Here is an 18,042-nt window from a genome sequence, read left to right on the forward strand (position 1 = left end):
ACCCCGAGACGCTGGCCCGCCTCTCCCATTGTTGATACCGCTGTCGGCCGTGCGGCACGCAATGCCGACGGGGACGAGGAGGAGGATCATGGGAACGCGACGCGACGTACTCGGCGGGATCGGCGCCGGGGTCTTGGCCAGTGCACTCGGCGGATCGGCGCAGGCCGCGCCCAAGCGCAAGCTCGGCTATGCGGTGGTCGGCCTTGGCTATTACGCCACCAAGCAGATCATGCCCAACCTCAAGGATTGCGAGTTCGCCGAACTCAAGGCGCTGGTGAGCGGCACCCCGGCCAAGCTGGAGAAATACGGCGCCGAATACGGCATCCCCAAGACCCATCAGTACAGCTACGAGACGTACGACCGGATCCGCGACAATCCGGACATCGACATCGTCTATGTCGTGCTGCCCAATTCGATGCACGCCGAATACACGATCCGCGCGCACCAGGCGGGCAAGCATGTGATGTGCGAAAAGCCGATGGCGGTCTCAGTCGCCGAATGCCAGGCGATGATCGCGGCGGCGAAGAAGGCCGGCAAGAAGCTGATGATCGGCTATCGCTGCCATTTCGAGCCGTACAATCTCAAAGCCATCGAGACGGTGAAGTCCGGCGCACTCGGCAAGCCGACGCTGATCTTCGCCGAGCACGGCTTCTACGCGGGCCCCAACCAGTGGCGGCTCGACAAGGCGCTGTCGGGCGGCGGGTCGATGATGGACATCGGCATCTACAGCCTCAACGCCGCGCGCTATCTCTCGGGCGAGGAACCGGTCGAGGTGACCGCGATGGAATATACCGATCGCAGCGACCCGCGGTTCAAGACGGTAGAGGATCGGATCGACTGGCAGTTCCGCTTCCCCAGCGGGCTGATCGCCGATTGCGTGTCGAGCTACAGCTCGAACCACAACCATTACCGCGTCACTGGCCGGAAGGGTTGGGTCGAGCTGGAGCCCGCCACCAATTACGAGGGGCAGGAGATGTGGACCCGGCTCGACGGCAAGCGCGAGCAGGTGGTGCTTCCCAAGCCGGCCAAGAACCAGTTCGTCCGCCAGCTCGACCACCTGCCCGAATGCATCATGGCCGGGCGGGAGCCGATCGTCTCGGGTGAGGAAGGGCTGCGCGACATGCGGCTGATCGAAGCCATCTATCGCTCAGCGCGCGAGCATCGGGCGATCACGCTGGCATGAAGCACCTACCCATGAATCGACGGAACGTGTTGGCGGCCGGCGCGATGCTCGCCGCTTCCGCCTGGACGCCGCTCGCGCGTGCCGCGCGACCGCTGGGTGCTGACCATCGTGCCCGCATCCAGGCGCTGATCGGGCAGATGACGCTCGCCGAAAAGGTCGGGCAGATGAACCAGATCGCGGGCGGGCGGCAGAAGTCGCTCAACTCCAAGCTCGACGCGGCGATGCTCGACCGGGTGCGCAAGGGCGAGATGGGTTCCTTCCTGCACGTCGGGGGCGCCGAGCCCCTGCGGGACCTCCAGCGCGTCGCGGTGGAGGAATCGCGGCTCAAGATTCCGCTGCTCTTCGCGATGGACGTGATCCATGGCTATCGCACGATCCTGCCGGTGCCGCTGGCGCTGGCGGCGAGCTGGGACCCGAAGGTCGCCGAACAGGCCGCGCGGATCGCGGCGGAAGAGGCCTGGGCGGCGGGGCTGCACTGGACCTTCACGCCGATGGTCGACGTCGCGCGCGATCCGCGCTGGGGCCGCGTGGTCGAAGGCGCGGGCGAGGATGCCTATCTGGGCAGCCGCATCGCCGAGGCGCAGGTCGCCGGCTTCCAGGGGGCGGACTTGGCCAAGGGCATGCGGATGATGGCCTGCGCCAAGCATTTCGTCGGCTACGGCGCCGCCGAGGGCGGCCGCGATTACGACAGCGCCGAGGTCGGCCCCCGGACGCTCAACGAAGTCTATCTGCCGCCCTTCCATGCCGCCGCGCGGGCAGGGGCCGGCAGCTTCATGACAGCATTCAACGCACTCGACGGCGTGCCGATGACCGCGAACGCTGATCTGGTGCGCGGCTTCCTGCGCGCCCAGTGGCACTATCAGGGGCTGGTGGTGAGCGACTGGAACGCGATCCGCGAGCTGGTCAACCACGGCATCGCCGCCGATGCCCGCGAAGCCGCGGTGCTGGCGCTCAAGGCGGGCGTCGACATGGACATGGCGAGCGGCAGCTACGCCACCTACCTCGCGGAAGCGGCCACGGCCGATGCGACGCTGGTGCCGCTGATCGACGAGGCGGTGGGGCGCATTCTTGCCACCAAGGCGCGACTGGGACTGTTCGACGATCCCTATGGCTTCGGCGATCCGGCGCGCGACAAGGCGCCGCTGCGGCGGACCGAGGCGCGCGATCTCGCGAAACGTTCGGTGGTTCTACTGCGCAACGAAGGTGCGGTGCTGCCGCTCAAGCCGGGTGCTAAGCTCGCGCTGATCGGCGCGCTGGCGGACGATGCCTCCTCGGCGATCGGTTCGTGGCGCGCGCGGGGGCAGGCTACCGACGCGGTGACGCTCAAGGCGGCGCTGGCGGGTGCCGACTATCAGCCGGGCACCGATGTCGCGGCGGCGGTCGAAGCGGCCAAGCGGGCGGACATCGTGCTGGTCGCGCTCGGCGAGGATTTCAATCGCACCGGCGAGGCACGCAGCTATGCCGAGATCGGCCTCCCCGACGGACAGGGAGCTTTGCTGGAGGCGCTGAAGGCGACCGGCAAGCCGATCGTCGCAATCCTGATGGGCGGCCGCCCGCTGGCGCTCGAACGCGAACTAGCCGGGGTGCCTGCCGTGCTGCAGACCTGGCTGCTCGGCATCGAAAGCGGTCCGGCGATTGCCGAGATCCTCACCGGCAAGGCCGTCCCCGGCGGTCGCCTGCCGATCGGCATGCCGCGCCGGACCGGCCAGTCGCCCCAGAGCTATGCGCATCTGCCCACCGGCCGCCCGGCTAATCCGGACCTGGCGGTGGACAGTGCGCGCTATCACGACACCGATATCGGCCCGCTCTTCGCCTTCGGCCACGGCCTGACCTATGGCGAGATCGGCTATGGTGCGCTGACGCTGAGCGGCGAGACGCTGGCCCCCGGCGGCCGGATCACCGCCTCGGTGCAGGTCACCAATCGCGGCACGATTGCGGTGGAAGAGGTCGTGCAGCTCTACGCCAACGATCCCGTCGCCTCGGTTTCGCGGCCGGTGGCGGAGCTACGCGGCTTTGCGCGTGTGCCCCTCAAGCCCGGCCAGAGCCGCACCGTGCGCTTCACCCTCACCCCCGAGCAATTTGCCTTCTGGCGGGACGGCAAGTGGATCGTCGAGGCCGGCGACATCCGGCTGATGGCCGGCGCCTCTTCGGCCGACCTCAAGAGCGAAGCCAAGTTCCGCATCACCGCGGCGTCAGAAGGGCAGGTGCCCGCCGCGTCGCTTTCCACCAGGGTGGAGATCGCGTGATGGGCGAGCCCTGGCATACTTTGCTCATCGTCGCGGGCAGCATCGCGACGGTCATCCTGCTGGTGCTTCGCCTCAAGCTCCAGCCCTTCGTCGCGCTGCTGCTGGTGGCGCTGGCAACCGGCCTCGTCTTCGGCAACGATCCGCAGGCGGTGATCGCCGCGATCAAGAAGGGCACGGGCGAGGCGCTCGGCTCGGTCGCGGTGGTGATCGGGCTCGGCGCGGTGCTGGGCGGTATGCTGGAGGCCTCGGGCGGCGTGCAGGCGATCGCACGGCGGCTGCTCGATCTGTTCGGGCAGAAGCGCGTCCCCTGGGCGCTGACCGCGATCGGCATCATCATCGGCGTGCCGTTGTTCTTCGACGTCGCCTTCATCATCCTCGCGCCCTTGCTCACCACGCTTGCGGTGCGGGCGGAGCGGCGCGTCACCTATTTCGCGCTGCCGCTGCTCGCCGGCCTCATGACGATGCACGCGCTGCTGCCGCCGCATCCGGGACCTGTCGCGGTCGCCGAGCTGCTCCACACCGATTATGGCCGCATGGCGCTCTATGGCCTGATCTGCGGCATCCCCTCGGCGATCCTTGCCGGTCCCGTCTTCGCCAAGCTGGCGCATGGCGCGCCCGGCTATGGCGCGATCGGGGCGCCGCCGATGCTCGACGAAGGCGCGCCGCAGACCAATGCGGTTGGCTTCGGCCCGGCGCTCGCGGCGATGCTGCTGCCGCTGGCGCTGATCCTGATCGGCACGGTTGCGAGCGAGGCGATGGCGCCGGGGCTGGCGCGTTCGACGCTCGTCTTCCTCGGCCACCCCTTCACCGCGCTGATCCTCGCGGTGCTGGCCGCGATGGCGTGGCTGCGCTTCGTGGCGGGGGCGGGGTTCGAGACGCTCTCCAGGATCAGCACCCGCGCGCTGGAGCCGGCGGGGCTGATGGTGCTGATCATCGGCGCTGGCGCGGCGTACAAGGAAGTGCTGATCGATTCGGGCGCGGGCAAGCAGATCACCATGGCCGTGCAGGCGGCGCAGGTCTCGATTCCCGTCTTCGCCTTCCTGCTCTCCGCCTTCGTCCGCGTGGCGCAGGGGTCGGCTACGGTGTCGATGGTCACCGCGGCGGGGCTCGCCGCGCCGCTGATCACTGCGGCCGGGCTGGGGCCGGACCGCATCGCGCTGGTCACCGTCGCGATCGGCGCGGGCGCGACCGTGGCGAGCCATGTCAACGACACCGGCTTCTGGCTGGTGAAGCAATATCTCGGCCTCACCGAAGCGCAGACCTTTCGCAGCTGGACCATCGGTGCCACCATCGCTGGGCTGACCAGTTTCGGCATGGCGCTGCTGCTATGGCCGTTCGTCTGAGGGGGATTTCGATGCTCGCCACCACCCGCCGCACCCTGCTGGGCGGCCTCGCCGCGCTGCCGCTGCTGCCGGGCATCGCCCGCGCGGCGGGGGCGGGGACGATCACCCGGCTCGATCCCGAGCTCGACACGCTGCTCGATATCGAGTCGCCGCTCGAGGTGATTTCCAGCGGCATCCAATGGGCGGAAGGTCCGGTGTGGATCCGTGACGGGGCGGTGACTGGCGGCGCGGCGGGCGGCGCGAGCGCGTTCGACCGCAGCTATCTGCTCTTCTCCGATCCGCCCGCAAACATCGCCTATCGCTGGGACGGCAAGGAAACCAAGCCGTTCCTCGTACCCTCGGGCCTCGCCGGGCCGATCCCCAAGGGCGTGCGCGAGGCGGGATCCAACGGCATGATCCAGGGCCGCAGGGGCGAGCTGCTGATGGCCGACAGCGGCACCCGCGCCATCGCGGCGGTCGATCTGGAGACCAAGGAAAAGACGATCCTTGCCGGCAAGTACCAGGGCAAGCGCTTCAACAGTTGCAACGATCTGGTGCAGGCGAAGAACGGCGCAATCTATTTCACGGATCCTCCTTATGGCTTCACCGAGGGCGACCAGTCCCCGCTCAAGGAACTGCCGTTCAACGGCGTGTACCGGCTGGATACCAACGGCACGGTGCACCTGATCGAATCGAAGCTGACCCGGCCCAACGGCATCGGTCTCTCGCCCGACCAGCGGACGCTGTATGTCTCGGTCTCCGACGACGCGGCGCTGTTCACCTGGGCGTACAGCCTTGGCGATGACGGTCTGGCGACTGGGCGCAAGCTGTTCCTCGACCATCGCGCCGCCGCTGCCCAGGGTCTGCAGGGGCATCCGGACGGGATGAAGGTTGCGGCAAGCGGGCATCTCTACGCGAGCGGCCCCGGCGGCATTTACGTCGTGGCGCCGGACGGCCGGCGGCTGGGGCTGATTTCGACCGGCAAGAAGGCGGCCAACTGCTGCTTCGGCGAGGATGGGAAGACGCTGTTCATCACCTCCAGCGACCAGGTGTTCCGCCTGCGCCTGCGCGCCTCCGGCTGGTAAGCCGCGGACGCCCGGCGTAGAGCCGGGGCGATGTCGCAAGCCGAAGCCATACCCGCCGCCACCGTGATCGTGATGCGCGAGGTGGCGGGTGGGCCGCCCGAGCTGCTGATGGTCGAGCGCTCGCGCGCGATGGCGTTTGCGGGCGGGGCGCTGGTGTTTCCCGGCGGCCGGATCGACCCCGGCGATCATCTCCTGACCGACAGCCACCCCGATGCCGCGGCCCGAGTCGCGGCGATTCGCGAGACGATTGAGGAAGCCGGGCTTGCGTTGGGCGTCCCCTGCGATCCGGGCACGCTCGCGACGATGCGCGCGGCGCTGCATCGGGGCGAGCCGTTCGCGCAGCTGCTGTCCGAGGCGGGTCTGACGCTGGATCTTGACTCGCTGGTGCCCTTCGCCCGCTGGCTGCCCTACGGCCTGCCGCACCGGGTGTTCGACACCCGCTTCTACCTCGCCCGTGCGCCCGAGGGGGCTGCGCCGCAGGTCGACGGCAGCGAGAATGTCCGGTTGTGCTGGATCACCGCGCAAGCCGCGCTGGACCTTGCCGATCGCGGCGAGGCGATGGTGATCTATCCCACCCGGCGCAACCTGGAACGGCTGGCGCAGTTGGACGGTTTCGACTCGGCGATGGTCCATGCCCGCCGCTTTCCGATCGACCCGATCACCCCCTTCGTTGAGTCGCGTGCCGGCGTCGACTGGCTCTGCATTCCGGAAGGGCTCGGCTATCCCGTCACCGCCGAACGGATGGACCGCGCGGTGCGGGCGTGAAGGCGCTCAAGCAGACGATCTGGGTGCTGCTGGTCTTCGCGCTGATCGCCGGGGGTGCGCTGCTCCTGCTGATGTGGACTCGCAGTCGGCCGCAGGACGTTCCCTGGACCCCGCTCGACCTGTCGCAGCCGATCGGCGCCTTCACCGGCCGCAAGCTGGCGGGTCTGGGAAGCGATGATGGGCAGTGCCGCGCGCTGCTCACCCAGGCGGGCGTCCGCTACGAGAAATTGGCGCCGGTCCAGCGGCAGGGCGAATGCGGCTATGCCAATGGCGTGCGGTTCACGCAGGGCGGATCGCGGTTGATCGCGTTCAGCCCGGCGTCGCTCGGTACTGCCTGCCCGGTTGCGGCGGGGCTGGCGGTTTGGGAATGGGATATCGTCCAGCCCGAGGCGCAGAAGCATTTCGGCACGCGCGTCGTGCGGATCGAACATTTCGGCAGCTATTCGTGCCGCCGCATGTACGGGCGCACCACCGGCGACTGGAGCGAGCACGCCAAGGCCAATGCCGTCGACATCGCCGCCTTCATCCTCGCCGACGGGCGGCGGGTGAGCGTGCTGAATGACTGGAAGGGGGAAGGGGGCAAGCCAGCCTTCCTGCGCGCGGTCCGCGACGGCGCCTGCCGGCTGTTCGCGACGGTGCTGTCGCCCGACTACAATGCCGCCCACCGCGACCACCTCCATCTCGACCAGGCTGCACGCGGCGAGATGGGGTGGCGGGCCTGCCGCTGAGCGAACTCAGTTCGGCAGGGCGTTGGTGTCGATCTTCTCGACCCATTGCGGGAAGAAGCTCGGCTGGCGGTTCGACCAGCCCGAGGCGGTCGCCGCGGCTTCGCTGATCGACTGGAGCAGCTTGCGGCGCAGGTCCGGGTGGAGGTGCGGCAGCGCCGAGGCCGAGCAGAACGCCGCCGGCAGCCACGGCCGCACTTCCGCACCGAGCAGTCGCTCGTAGAGGAAGCGATAGGACGAGAAGCTGGTCAGCCGGCCCTGGCCGAGATCGAACGCCGAGAGCGTCACGAGCGGCGCCATGAACGGCTCGATCCCATTGAGATCGCTGTCGTTCGGCATCATCGTGCGGATGTCCTTGAGGCGCTCATACACTCGTGCCTGCGCCCGGATGCTGGCGGCTTCGACCACGTCGCGCGACCAGCGCGAAAGGGCGTCGTCGCGCTCCAGGCCCACGTCGAGCGACCGGCGCACATAGCGCTGGGTGCCGGCGGCGAAGCCCGCGAATTCCTTCATCTCTGCCAGCGTCATCGCACCTTCGGCCGGTTTTGCTCGTGCAGCCATCGTAACGTCTCCCGCTCGGGTTCCTTCTGCCCGGTAGAGAGGATCATGCTCCGCACTGGTTAACGCAGAGCTTAATGACCCCCTCCGTATCCCCACGAGCATTGGACCCTAAAATGTGCTGCGACGCAACATTGGTTTGCGACGAAGCGATGACACCCAGGGAACTTCCTTAGGCATCTGAATTCGTGCCGTAATTTCCCTTATGGCCTTGCCCGTATGCCATTTTGGGCAATCGGTTGCGCGCCGCGCGGCAATGCGGGTTTCGGGGCAGGTTCCGCCGTTCAGAAACGGTTCAGCGCACCTCGTCGGCGCATTCCAACGGTTCGTCGGATCGGCGAACCGCAGGGGTGTACTGCCGTCCTATAGTTTGGGTACCAACCCTCAACCACTTCCTTTCCTGACCGGGGGGTCCAAAGATGTTCACTCGTTTCGCAGCGCGTTTTGCGCTGATGGCGGCGTGCGCCCTGATGACTGTCGTTCCCGCTCAGGCGAAGGGCACCTTCTGGCAGTGCGTCACGTTCGCCCGCCAGGCTTCGGGCGTCGAGCTCCGCGGCAACGCCTGGACCTGGTGGGACCAGGCCGCCGGCCATTACCAGCGCGGCGAGACCCCCAAGGTCGGCGCGGTCATGTCATTCCAGCGCACCGCCCGCATGCCGATGGGCCATGTCGCGATGGTGTCGCAGGTCGTCAGCCCGCGCGAAGTGCTGCTCACCCACGCCAACTGGTCGACCCCCGGCGCCGTCGAGCACGACGTCCGGGCGGTGGACGTCTCGGCCGCCGGCGACTGGAGCGAAGTGCGCGTGTGGTATGGCCGCACCGGCAGCCTCGGCCTCTCGGCCTATCCGGTCAACGGCTTCATCTATCCGGACGCGGCACCGGCGAGCGACTGGGCGAATGTCCAGGTCGCCGCGCTCAGCCTGCCGACCCTGACCCAGATCGCCTCGATCAACTGATCAGGCGCGCGGCGTGAAGCGCAGCGCCACCCCGTTCATGCAATAGCGCTTGCCGGTCGGCTTCGGCCCGTCGTCGAAGACATGGCCGAGATGGCTGCCGCAGCGGCGGCACAGCACTTCGGTGCGCTCCATCCCCAGGCTGCGATCGCCCCGCGTCACCACCGCATTGGCGAGCGGCTGATAGAAGCTCGGCCAGCCAGTGCCGCTGTCGAACTTGGTCGCGGAATCGAACAAGGGCAGCGCGCAGCCGGCGCAGCCGAACACGCCCTTGCGATGCTCCTTGTTGAGCGGGCTGGTGAAGGGGTATTCGGTCCCGCCGTTCCGCAGCACATTATAGGCCGCCGGGCTCAGCTTCTTCTTCCATTCGGCATCGCTCAGCTTGAACGGGAAGTTCGGGAGCGGCGCGGCGGGGGCGCTGCTGCACGCGAACAGCGGCAGGGCAATGGCGCCCGCCCCGGCGGCGGCGAGCAACTGGCGGCGATCGATCGGCATGGCGAACCTCTTGGAATGATGGTGTCGATATAGGTTCGGTCCGCGCGGCCGAAAGGTTGCAGCCCCTTCGGCACTTTCTTTCCGCCGCCTCGCTGCGGCAACTCGCATGGTGAAGGATTGATTTCCGGGGGCCGCTGTCACAAGGCTGCAAAGCTTGTGTCACAGGGGGTGTGGGGAGCTTGTTCGGCGGGGCGCCGGGCGGGCTGGTTCGCCGGGAGTCGTTTCGAATGCCATCTATCGCCAAGTCGCCGAAGAACGATGCGGTTCGGGGTGCGGTGCACCGCCACGAGCATCTTTCCAAGGAAGGCATTCTCGAACGTGCCTTCACCTTCGCGTTCCGGGGCCTGGTCTATGCCCAGATCTGGGAAGACCCCGTGATCGACATGGAAGCGCTGCAGATCACGCCCGACAGCCATATCGTCACGATCGCTTCGGGCGGGTGCAACGTCTTCTCCTATCTGACGGCGAACCCTGCGAAGATCACCGCGGTGGACCTCAACCCGGCGCATATCGCGCTCAACCGGCTCAAGCAGCAGGCGGCGCTGCGGCTGCCGGACTATGAGTCCTTCCATCGTTTCTTCGGCCTCGCCAACCGGCCGGAGAATATCGGCGCGTACAAGACCTATCTGCGCGGTAACCTGGACGAGACGTCGCGCGCCTATTGGGAAGGCCGCGCCCCCAACGGCGTGCGCCGGATCAACGGCTTCAAGACCGGCTTTTACCGCCAGGGCCTGCTCGGCCGGCTGATCGGCTTCGTCCACTGGCTGGCGCATCGCTACGGGATCGATCCCAAGGAAATCCTCGCGGCGAAGACCATCGAGGAGCAGCGCCACATCTTCGAGACGCGCTTCGCGCCGTTCTTCGACAAGAAGCTGCTGCGCTGGATGGTTGACCAGCCCGCGGCGCTGTTCGGCTTCGGCATCCCGCCGGCGCAGTACGACCTGCTCAAGGTGGACGACCAGGAAGGCATCACCGGCGCGCTGCGCAGCCGCCTGCGCAAGCTCGCCTGCGACTTCGACCTCAAGGACAATTTCTACGCCTGGCAGGCCTTCGGCCGCGGCTATGGCGAGCATGAGGGCGCGCCGCTGCCGCCCTATCTCGAGCGCAAGAATTACGAGCTGGTTCGTGACCGCGCTAACCGCGTCGAGATCCGCCACACCAACTATGCCGATTATCTCGAGTCGATGCCGGCCCAGTCGCTCGATCGCTACATCCTGCTCGACGCGCAGGACTGGATGACCGACGAGCAGCTCACCCGCATCTGGACCGAGATCACCCGCACGGCGAAGCCCGGCGCGCGCGTGCTGTACCGCACCGCTGCGGTGCCGGACGTGGTGCGTGGCCATATCCCCGACGAGCTGATGAATCAGTGGCAGTATGAGGACCAGGCCAAGCTCGACGACTGGACCCGCCGCGACCGTTCGTCGGTGTACGGCGCGATCCATGTCTGGACGCTGAAGCCGCACGCATGAGCGGGCAGGCGGGGGCGGGCGACCAGAAGGGGCTGATGGATGCGACCTATGCGCTCCATCGCCACTTCTACGATCTCACGCGCAAATTCTATCTGCTCGGCCGCGACCGGCTGATCCACGAGTTCGCGCCGCCCGCGGGCGGCACGGTGCTGGAGGTCGGCTGCGGCACCGCGCGCAACCTGATCGTCGCCGCGAAGCGCTGGCCCAATGCGCGCTTCCACGGCTTCGATATCAGCGAGGCGATGCTGGATACCGCGCGCAAGTCGGTGGCCAAGCACGGCCTCTCAGACAAGATCACGCTGGCGCAGGGCGATGCCGGCGCGTTCGATGTCGGCGCGCTGTTCGGGCTCGCCCAAGTCGACCGCGTGTTCATGAGCTACACGCTGTCGATGATCCCGCCCTGGAAGGAAGCGATCGCCCTGGGCGCCAAGGCGCTCGCGCCGGGCGGCAGCCTGCACATCGTCGACTTCGGGCAATATGAGCGCCTGCCCGGCTTCGCCAAGCGGTTCCACTTCAAGGAACTCAACGCCTTCCACGTCTATCCCCGCGCCGATCTGCGCGCGGTGGTGGAGGCCATCGCGGCGGAGCAGGGAATGACGGCCGAGTTCCGCTCGTCGCTGCGCGGCTATACCTGGAGCGCGGTGCTCAGGCGGCCGGGCTGAGCGGTATCACCCTCGACTGAGCGCGCTTACGCCGCCAGTCGCAGTTCCAGCCGGCCCCAGATCTCGACCAGCGCGTCCACCAGCTCGCGCATCATCGTCTCGTCGTGCGAAGGGCCCGGCGTGAAGCGCAGCCGCTCGGTGCCGCGCGGCACGGTGGGGTAGTTGATCGGCTGGACGTACACGCCGTATTCGGCGAGCAGCACGTCGCTGATCTTCTTCGCCTTCACCGGATCGCCCACCATCAGCGGCACGATGTGGGTGGTGGAGGGCAGCACCGGCAGCCCGGCGTCGTTCATCAGCTGCTTGAGCATCGCCGCGGCGGCCTGCTGGCCTTCGCGCTCGACGCTGGAGCTCTTCAGGTGACGCACGCTCGCCAGTGCGCCGGCGACCAGCACCGGCGAGAGCGAGGTGGTGAAGATGAAGCCTGGCGCATAGCTGCGGATCACGTCGATGATCACCTGGTCGGCCGCGATATAGCCGCCCATCACGCCGAACGCCTTGCCCAGCGTTCCCTCGATGATCGTCAGCCGGTCCGCGAGCCCCTCGCGATCCGAGATGCCGCCGCCGCGCGGGCCGTACATGCCGACGGCATGGACCTCGTCGAGATAGGTGAGAGCGTTGTACTTGTCCGCCAGGTCGCAAATCTCGGCGATCGGCGCGATGTCGGCGTCCATCGAATAGACGCTTTCGAAGGCGATCAACTTCGGGACCGGAGGATCGTCGGCGGCGAGCAGCTCTTCGAGATGGGCGAGATCGTTGTGGCGCCACACGCGCTTCTCGCAGCCCGAATTGCGGATGCCGGCGATCATCGAGGCGTGGTTGAGCTCGTCCGAATAGATGATGCAGCCCGGCATCACCTTGGCCAGCGTCGCCAACGTCGCTTCGTTCGAGACATAGCCCGAGGTGAACAGCAGCGCGTTTTCCTTGCCGTGCAGATCGGCCAGCTCGCGCTCGAGATCGATGTGGTAATGGGTGTTGCCGCCGATGTTGCGGGTGCCGCCGGAGCCGGCGCCGACATCGTGGAGCGCCTCTTCCATCGCCGCGATCACCTTGGGGTGCTGGCCCATCGCGAGATAGTCGTTCGAGCACCACACCGTGATCGGCTTCGGCCCGTTATGTCCGGCGAAGCAGCGCGCATTGGGGAACATCCCCTTGTTGCGCAGGATGTCGATGAAGACCCGGTAACGCCCCTCGGCATGGAGGCGGTCGATGGCCTGGGTGAAGACCCGCGTATAGTCGATCGCGGGCGCTGGGGCGTCTTGGCGCTGCATGGAAACCGTCTCTACGCCTTAATTTTCAGCAATTCTAGCACGTGAACCACCGTATAGGATCGGGATTGCGTCTGGGGCAGAGGCCGGGCGGTCTCTGCCTGGAAGATAGGCGATGTACGCCGCAGAAGCAGCATGTCGGCCTGATGAAGATTCTCCCTGTCGGTGATCGACACTTGCGCAAGATCAGAGATCGGAAGCGTCGCTTGTGGTAAAGAAATCGTATCGCGGACGACTCGGGGCGCCAGCATGTCCGCGGCTGGGAGACGATCGATCTCCCGCTAGGCATCGGAGAGCGGCCCATGGCGAAGAACGACATCGAATATTTCGAACGACGCGCGCGGCAGGAGCGCGAGCGTGCGGGCAAGTGCGACGACAGCAGCGCGCGGCGCGTGCACGAGGAAATGGCCGACCGCTACACCGCCAAGATTGCGGTGCGCGATCCGCAGACGGTGCTCGGCGACTTCGCCTGAGGCTTACAGCGTTTCGATTCGGCTGAGCCCGTAGCGGGCGAGCGTAGGCGCAAGCGCATCGGCGCGATGGTCGCGCGCGGTGAACACGGCGCGACCGGGGGGCAGATCGGCGGGCCAGCTCTGTTCGCGGGTGAGATAGGCGACTCGCCGGGCGATGCCCGGGCCGCCATCGACGAACTTCATGCCTTCCGGCGCCACTGCGCGCATCTCGGGCTCCAGCAGCGGGAAATGGGTACATGCATTGACGATCACGTCGATGCGGTCGCCGCCGGGCTGGTGGAACAAGCCGTCGAGTTCGTTGGCGATCACCTCGGGCGCGATCGCCTCGCCTGCCAGCTTCGCTTCGGCGAGCTCGACCAGCGCCGCCGAGCCGTGGCGCAGCACAGTGCAGTCTCCGGCGAAGCGTGCCGCCAGATCATCGACATAGGGCTGGCGGACGGTCGCCGCGGTGCCGAGCACGCCGATGGTGCGGGTGCGGCTGGTCTCCGCCGCGGGCTTGATCGCCGGCACGGTGCCGACGATCGGCAGGTCGAGTGCGGCGCGGACGTGCTGGAGCGCGATCGTCGAGGCAGTGTTGCAGGCGATCACGATCAGCCGGGGATCATAGCGCTCCGCCAGCCGTCCGAGCAGCGCCGGCACCCGCGCGGCGATCTCCGCCTCGCTCTTGGTGCCATAGGGAAAGCCCGCCGAATCGGCGACATAGACCAGCGGCGCCTGGGGCAGCAGCGCGGTGGTGGGCCCGAGCACCGACAATCCGCCGACACCGGAATCGAAGAACAGCACGGGACGACGATCGGCCATGCCGCCGCCATGGCCGAGGCGCGCCGCCAGCGTCAACAACAGGACCCGCCTGCACGCTGATGCAGATCATTGCGTTCGGGTAAGGGATGCGGCTAAACGGAGGAACGAAAGGGGGCCGCATTGCCCACGGAAGTTCCATGGATGGCCCCTGCCGGGGCCTTGTTGCTCGGTTATCTGCTCGGTTCGATCCCATTCGGGGTGCTGCTTACGCGCGCCGCGGGGGCGGGGGACCTGCGCCAGATCGGATCGGGGAATATCGGCGCGACCAACGTGCTGCGTACCGGCCGCAAGGGCCTGGCGGCGGCGACGCTGCTGCTCGACATGGCCAAGGGCGCGGTGGCGGTGTTGCTTGCCGCTGCCTTCCTGCCCGGCACCGAAGCGCTGGCGGCAACGGCAGCGTTCATCGGCCATTGCTATCCGGTGTGGCTCAAGTTCCGCGGCGGCAAGGGCGTGGCGACGCTGATGGGCGTGGTGCTGGCGCTCTACTGGCCCTCCGGGCTTGTCTATGCCGCAGTGTGGCTGGGGTTGCTGGCGACGGTGCGCATTTCCTCGGTCTCCGGCATGGCGGCGGCGGTGAGCGCGCCGGTGAGCGCGGCGTTCTTCGGCCGGCTCGATCTGGTGCTGATGCTGCTCGCGCTGGCGCTGATCGTGCTGTGGAAGCACCGCGAGAATATCGACCGGCTTCTCAGCGGCGCCGAACCCAGGGTCGGCAGCAAGCGTGGCTGACGGGCGGGAGCCGCGGCTGAGGCTGCTGCGCTCCGCCAATGTCGGTCCCGTCACCTATGCCCAGCTGATCGCCCGCTTCGGCACCGCCGAGGCGGCGTTGGAGGCGCTGCCGATGCTCGCCGCGCGTGGAGGCGGGCGGGCGCCGCAGATCGCTGATGCCGGCGCGGTGCGGCGCGAGATCGCCGCGGTCGAGCGGCTCGGTGCGCGCTATCTGTTTCTCGACGATCCTGCCTATCCGCCGCTCCTTGCCGAGCTGGACAATGCGCCGCCGGCGCTGATCCTGCGCGGCGACACGGCGCTGCTGGAGCGGCCCTGCGTCGCCATGGTCGGCGCGCGCAACGCCTCGGCGGCGGCGTGCCGTTTCGCGCGCCAGCTCGCCATCGGGCTGGTCGAGCAGGGCGCCACCGTAGTCTCCGGCCTCGCCCGGGGCATCGATACCGCCGCGCATCAGGGATCGCTCGCGGGCGGTACGGTCGGCGTGATCGCCAGCGGCATCGATATCGTTTTCCCGCCCGAAAATGCCGAACTGCAGGCGCGGGTCGCGCGCCAGGGCCTGCTCGTCACCGAACAGCCGCCGGGTACCGAGCCGCTGGCGCGCTTCTTCCCGGCGCGCAACCGCATCATCGCCGGGCTGTCGCTCGGCACGGTGGTGGTCGAAGCGGCGCCGCGTTCGGGCAGCCTGATCACCGCGCGGATCGCGGCGGAGGCAGGGCGCGAGGTGATGGCGGTGCCCGGCTCGCCGCTCGACCCGCGCGCGCAGGGGTGCAATCTGCTGATCCGCGAGGGCGCGACCCTCGTCCAATCGGCGGACGATATCTGGGAGCAGGTGCGACCGATCGACTCGCGAGTGGTGCGGTCGCCGGGCGCGCGCTTCGACCCGCCGCCGCCGGAGGATGCCAGCGATGCCGAGCGTCGGCGCGTGACGGAGCTGCTCGGCCCGGTACCAGTCGGCGTCGACGAACTGATCCGCCAGTCCGGCTGCGCGCCCGCGGTGGTGCAGACGGTGCTGCTGGAACTCGAACTGGCGGGGCGCCTCGATCGGCACGCCGGCGCGCGGGTGTCGCTGCGTTAGGCGTTCAGCGCAGCCCGAAGGCCTGCAGATAATAGGCGCCGACGCCATCGCCGATCAGCAGCTGCCCGGGGCCCAGTCGCCCGACCAGATAGGCGGCGCCGACCAGCAACGACGCCACGACCGACAGGGTGGCCAGCGCGGCCGTCCAGCGCGGACCGGGGGCCAGGCCGCCGCGGCCGGCAAGGATCAGGCCGGAAAAGGCGAGGAACTCGAAGAACGGGTAGAAATCGAGCCGGTAGCGGAAGTTCATGCTCACCGCGCACAGCATCAGCCCGGCGGGGATCGCCAGCCCCAGCGCAACCGCGATGCCGCGCGCCCGGTCGGCGCTCGCACAGCGTGCCCAGCCAAGGAGCGCCAGCGCGCCGAGCAGCAGCAGCAGCGGATCGGTCAGCAGGAAGCTGCTCGGCGGCAGCTCGGCGGCGTCGATCCACTTCGAACGGGTGGCTTCCAGCAGCAGCTGGCCGTCGGCACCGTGCAGCACCCAGACCGGCGCGAAATAATAGACGAGCCCGAACGGCACCCGGTGGAGGTTGAACAGCCCCTGTTCGGCCATCCGCACCATCCGGTCCGGATACCAGGCGTTGTAATTATAGTGATGATAGTCGGCGAAGGTGAATGGATTGCCCCAGCGCCCGATATTCACCCCGGCGGTGACCAGGCCCAACAGTGCCAGCAGCAGCACCGGCAGGGCTGCGGCGCCAAGCCAACTGCGCAGATCCGCGCGGCACCGCACCGTCTCGACGAGCAGCACGCCACCGAACGCTGCGACCAGCCCGATGCCGAGCGACACGCGGGTCAGCATCGCCAGGCCCGCGGTCAGCGCCATCACCAGCAATGCCTTGCGGCCAAGCCCGTGCAGCTGGGCATGAATCGCCGCCGCGACGAACACGGCGCCCCATAATGCCGCCCAAAGGCACACTTCCTGGTAGAGGCTGAACCGCAGGAAGCAGGTCTGCGCGCCGGACAGCACCAGCACCACGCCCATGGCCTTGCCGAGCCATGCGGGCAGGTCGGGCACCGCGTCGCGGATCAGCCGCAGTGTCCAGAGCTTGGTCGCCACCATGCCTGCGAGTGCGACGAGGCAGAAGCCGAGGGTGAAGTCGAGCGTGCGCCAATGGGGGAAGATCGTCATCGGCAGCCGCAACAGGGCCGGCATTATTCCCCAATAGGCCATGACCTGGCCGTGGACGGTGAATCCCTCGCGCTCGACGATCGCGGGGTCGACATCGAATCGACCCCGCAGCAGATGATCGAGCATCGAATTGAAGGTGAGGTCGAGCGGGTGCACTTCGCGCGGCACCAGTGCCAGCGCGTAGCAGCCCAGGATGATCAGCAGGGCGATCAGCAGCGGGCGGACGATGCGGCGAGCCGGGAAAGGGCGGACGGGCATGCCGCGCCTTTGCCCCGCGCGGCCGCAGGCTGCAAGCGAACGCGCTCCCGAGGCGGCCCGACGCTACGGCGCCCGGCCCGCAGCCGACAGTTGCAAGGTGTTGCAACTTTGCCACGGTCGTGCAGGTTTTGTGCCGCGGTGCGGAAACCTTTTGCCAATGGCGGGTTTTCGGCCAAGGCAAAAACCCTCCAATCCAAGGGAAGTATTCGTATGCGTTCAGCGTTTCTCGTCGCCATCGCGGCACTCGGTTTCACCGCCACGGCCGCTCAGGCCCAGGATGCCACCACCAGCAGCAACGGCACCAGCTTCCGTGGCATCCGCATCGAAGCCAATGCCGGTGGCGATCGCTTTCAGTCGCAGGGCATCCATAACGACAAGTTCGGCTATGGCGGCACCGTCGGCTTCGACGGCCAGATCGGCGATCGTATCGTGATCGGCGCCGAAGGCAGCTACTGGCGCGCCAGCGACTGGACCGAGAATTGCTCGGCAGGCACGCAGGGCGGTTCGGTCTGCCACAAGTCGTTCGACGAATATGGTGCTGCCGTGCGCGCCGGTGTGCTCGCCACCCCGCAGCTGCTGGTGTTCGCCAAGGGCGGCTATGTGAGCAACGAACAGCGCAAGCGCTTCGATGCGCCCGCTGGCCAGACGTCGTACTACGACCACTTCCGCACCGACGGCTATCAGGTCGGCGGCGGCGTCGAATATTCGTTCACCGGCGAGCAGACCCGCATGCCGGTCTATGCGAACGTCCAGTATGTCTATTCGGCGTATAACGACCACACCGCGCGTCAGCGCGTGATGGCCGGCGTGGGCATCCGCTTCAAGTAAGCGCACGCCAATCGATGG

At 67.8% G+C, this 18,042-nt stretch carries 18 protein-coding genes; 13 read left to right on the forward strand and 5 right to left on the reverse strand.

The window, feature by feature from the left end:
* Window positions 1-88: 88 nt before the first annotated feature.
* Genes ACTJKY_RS05410 through ACTJKY_RS05435 form a run of 6 tightly spaced genes read left to right on the forward strand, consistent with a single transcriptional unit; the run spans window position 89 to window position 7,329 of the window.
* A complete protein-coding gene (locus ACTJKY_RS05410) occupies window positions 89-1,183 on the forward strand; it encodes a Gfo/Idh/MocA family protein (protein WP_440844705.1) in 1,095 nt (364 codons plus the stop codon).
* A complete protein-coding gene (locus tag ACTJKY_RS05415) occupies window positions 1,180-3,429 on the forward strand; it encodes a glycoside hydrolase family 3 N-terminal domain-containing protein (RefSeq protein ID WP_440844706.1) in 2,250 nt (749 codons plus the stop codon). Before ACTJKY_RS05410 ends, ACTJKY_RS05415 begins: the two co-directional genes overlap by 4 nt.
* Entirely contained in the window at window positions 3,429-4,772 is a 1,344-nt protein-coding gene (locus ACTJKY_RS05420; RefSeq protein WP_440844708.1) for a GntT/GntP/DsdX family permease, read from the forward strand. The genes ACTJKY_RS05415 and ACTJKY_RS05420 overlap by 1 nt, the downstream gene beginning before the upstream one ends.
* A gap of 11 nt (window positions 4,773-4,783) precedes the next feature.
* On the forward strand, window positions 4,784-5,836 hold the full coding sequence (locus ACTJKY_RS05425) for an SMP-30/gluconolactonase/LRE family protein (protein ID WP_440844709.1): 1,053 nt from the start codon (window positions 4,784-4,786) through the stop codon (window positions 5,834-5,836).
* A 30-nt stretch (window positions 5,837-5,866) separates the two neighbouring features.
* Window positions 5,867-6,601: an NUDIX hydrolase gene (locus tag ACTJKY_RS05430; RefSeq protein ID WP_440844711.1), complete on the forward strand. Its 735-nt coding sequence runs from the start codon at window positions 5,867-5,869 to the stop codon at window positions 6,599-6,601.
* Window positions 6,598-7,329, forward strand: a complete 732-nt coding sequence (locus ACTJKY_RS05435; protein WP_440844713.1) for an extensin-like domain-containing protein — start codon at window positions 6,598-6,600, stop codon at window positions 7,327-7,329. The genes ACTJKY_RS05430 and ACTJKY_RS05435 overlap by 4 nt, the downstream gene beginning before the upstream one ends.
* Window positions 7,330-7,335: 6 nt before the next feature.
* Here ACTJKY_RS05435 and ACTJKY_RS05440 read toward each other — a convergent pair whose 3' ends face one another.
* On the reverse strand, window positions 7,336-7,887 hold the full coding sequence (locus tag ACTJKY_RS05440) for a hypothetical protein (RefSeq protein WP_141988514.1): 552 nt from the start codon (window positions 7,885-7,887) through the stop codon (window positions 7,336-7,338).
* Between the two features lie 467 nt (window positions 7,888-8,354).
* On the opposite strand from ACTJKY_RS05440, the gene ACTJKY_RS05445 reads away from it, so the two are divergent.
* Window positions 8,355-8,840, forward strand: coding sequence for a CHAP domain-containing protein (locus ACTJKY_RS05445; protein ID WP_440844715.1), 486 nt, complete (start codon window positions 8,355-8,357; stop codon window positions 8,838-8,840).
* Here the strand turns inward: ACTJKY_RS05445 and msrB are convergent, their stop codons facing one another.
* Window positions 8,841-9,332, reverse strand: coding sequence for a peptide-methionine (R)-S-oxide reductase MsrB (gene msrB, locus ACTJKY_RS05450; protein WP_440844716.1), 492 nt, complete (start codon window positions 9,330-9,332; stop codon window positions 8,841-8,843).
* Between the two features lie 227 nt (window positions 9,333-9,559).
* Between msrB and ACTJKY_RS05455 the strand changes: the two genes are divergently transcribed.
* The gene (locus tag ACTJKY_RS05455; protein WP_440844717.1) at window positions 9,560-10,804 is read left to right on the forward strand and encodes a DUF3419 family protein; all 1,245 of its coding nucleotides are present in this window, start codon (window positions 9,560-9,562) and stop codon (window positions 10,802-10,804) included.
* On the forward strand, window positions 10,801-11,466 hold the full coding sequence (locus tag ACTJKY_RS05460; protein WP_440844718.1) for a class I SAM-dependent methyltransferase: 666 nt from the start codon (window positions 10,801-10,803) through the stop codon (window positions 11,464-11,466). Before ACTJKY_RS05455 ends, ACTJKY_RS05460 begins: the two co-directional genes overlap by 4 nt.
* Before the next feature lie 26 nt (window positions 11,467-11,492).
* Here the strand turns inward: ACTJKY_RS05460 and hemA are convergent, their stop codons facing one another.
* Window positions 11,493-12,737, reverse strand: coding sequence for a 5-aminolevulinate synthase (gene hemA, locus ACTJKY_RS05465; RefSeq protein ID WP_440844719.1), 1,245 nt, complete (start codon window positions 12,735-12,737; stop codon window positions 11,493-11,495).
* 299 nt (window positions 12,738-13,036) lie between these two features.
* Here hemA and ACTJKY_RS05470 point away from each other — a divergent pair, with 299 nt between their 5' ends.
* Window positions 13,037-13,207 carry a hypothetical protein gene (locus ACTJKY_RS05470; protein WP_440844720.1) on the forward strand — a complete coding sequence of 57 codons (171 nt, stop codon included), beginning with the start codon at window positions 13,037-13,039 and terminating at the stop codon, window positions 13,205-13,207.
* Between the two features lie 3 nt (window positions 13,208-13,210).
* On the opposite strand, the gene murI is transcribed toward ACTJKY_RS05470, so the two are convergent.
* Window positions 13,211-14,008 carry a glutamate racemase gene (gene murI / locus ACTJKY_RS05475; protein ID WP_440845234.1) on the reverse strand — a complete coding sequence of 266 codons (798 nt, stop codon included), beginning with the start codon at window positions 14,006-14,008 and terminating at the stop codon, window positions 13,211-13,213.
* A gap of 141 nt (window positions 14,009-14,149) precedes the next feature.
* Here murI and plsY point away from each other — a divergent pair, with 141 nt between their 5' ends.
* On the forward strand, window positions 14,150-14,734 hold the full coding sequence (plsY, locus tag ACTJKY_RS05480) for a glycerol-3-phosphate 1-O-acyltransferase PlsY (protein WP_440844721.1): 585 nt from the start codon (window positions 14,150-14,152) through the stop codon (window positions 14,732-14,734).
* The gene (dprA, locus tag ACTJKY_RS05485; protein ID WP_440844722.1) at window positions 14,727-15,806 is read left to right on the forward strand and encodes a DNA-processing protein DprA; all 1,080 of its coding nucleotides are present in this window, start codon (window positions 14,727-14,729) and stop codon (window positions 15,804-15,806) included. The genes plsY and dprA overlap by 8 nt, the downstream gene beginning before the upstream one ends.
* Window positions 15,807-15,810: 4 nt before the next feature.
* Here the strand turns inward: dprA and ACTJKY_RS05490 are convergent, their stop codons facing one another.
* Window positions 15,811-17,196 (reverse strand): hypothetical protein, encoded by a 1,386-nt coding sequence (locus ACTJKY_RS05490; protein ID WP_440844723.1) that lies wholly within the window; start codon window positions 17,194-17,196, stop codon window positions 15,811-15,813.
* A gap of 210 nt (window positions 17,197-17,406) precedes the next feature.
* Between ACTJKY_RS05490 and ACTJKY_RS05495 the strand changes: the two genes are divergently transcribed.
* Window positions 17,407-18,024: an outer membrane protein gene (locus tag ACTJKY_RS05495; RefSeq protein ID WP_440844724.1), complete on the forward strand. Its 618-nt coding sequence runs from the start codon at window positions 17,407-17,409 to the stop codon at window positions 18,022-18,024.
* Window positions 18,025-18,042 lie beyond the last annotated feature (18 nt).

This window comes from Sphingomonas sp. 22176, assembly GCF_052045505.1.
Classification (GTDB): Bacteria; Pseudomonadota; Alphaproteobacteria; order Sphingomonadales; family Sphingomonadaceae; genus Sphingomonas.

Coding starts and splice junctions, on each gene's coding strand:
- ACTJKY_RS05470 (WP_440844720.1), top strand. CDS start 13,037: ATGGCGAAGAACGACATCGAATATTTCGAACGACGCGCGCGGCAGGAG.
- ACTJKY_RS05460 (WP_440844718.1), top strand. CDS start 10,801: ATGAGCGGGCAGGCGGGGGCGGGCGACCAGAAGGGGCTGATGGATGCG.
- ACTJKY_RS05415 (WP_440844706.1), top strand. CDS start 1,180: ATGAAGCACCTACCCATGAATCGACGGAACGTGTTGGCGGCCGGCGCG.
- ACTJKY_RS05445 (WP_440844715.1), top strand. CDS start 8,355: ATGACTGTCGTTCCCGCTCAGGCGAAGGGCACCTTCTGGCAGTGCGTC.
- ACTJKY_RS05425 (WP_440844709.1), top strand. CDS start 4,784: ATGCTCGCCACCACCCGCCGCACCCTGCTGGGCGGCCTCGCCGCGCTG.
- msrB (WP_440844716.1), bottom strand. CDS start 9,332: ATGCCGATCGATCGCCGCCAGTTGCTCGCCGCCGCCGGGGCGGGCGCC.
- plsY (WP_440844721.1), top strand. CDS start 14,150: ATGGCCCCTGCCGGGGCCTTGTTGCTCGGTTATCTGCTCGGTTCGATC.
- ACTJKY_RS05420 (WP_440844708.1), top strand. CDS start 3,429: ATGGGCGAGCCCTGGCATACTTTGCTCATCGTCGCGGGCAGCATCGCG.
- hemA (WP_440844719.1), bottom strand. CDS start 12,737: ATGCAGCGCCAAGACGCCCCAGCGCCCGCGATCGACTATACGCGGGTC.
- murI (WP_440845234.1), bottom strand. CDS start 14,008: ATGGCCGATCGTCGTCCCGTGCTGTTCTTCGATTCCGGTGTCGGCGGA.
- ACTJKY_RS05430 (WP_440844711.1), top strand. CDS start 5,867: ATGTCGCAAGCCGAAGCCATACCCGCCGCCACCGTGATCGTGATGCGC.
- ACTJKY_RS05410 (WP_440844705.1), top strand. CDS start 89: ATGGGAACGCGACGCGACGTACTCGGCGGGATCGGCGCCGGGGTCTTG.
- ACTJKY_RS05490 (WP_440844723.1), bottom strand. CDS start 17,196: ATGCCCGTCCGCCCTTTCCCGGCTCGCCGCATCGTCCGCCCGCTGCTG.
- ACTJKY_RS05440 (WP_141988514.1), bottom strand. CDS start 7,887: ATGGCTGCACGAGCAAAACCGGCCGAAGGTGCGATGACGCTGGCAGAG.
- ACTJKY_RS05495 (WP_440844724.1), top strand. CDS start 17,407: ATGCGTTCAGCGTTTCTCGTCGCCATCGCGGCACTCGGTTTCACCGCC.
- ACTJKY_RS05455 (WP_440844717.1), top strand. CDS start 9,560: ATGCCATCTATCGCCAAGTCGCCGAAGAACGATGCGGTTCGGGGTGCG.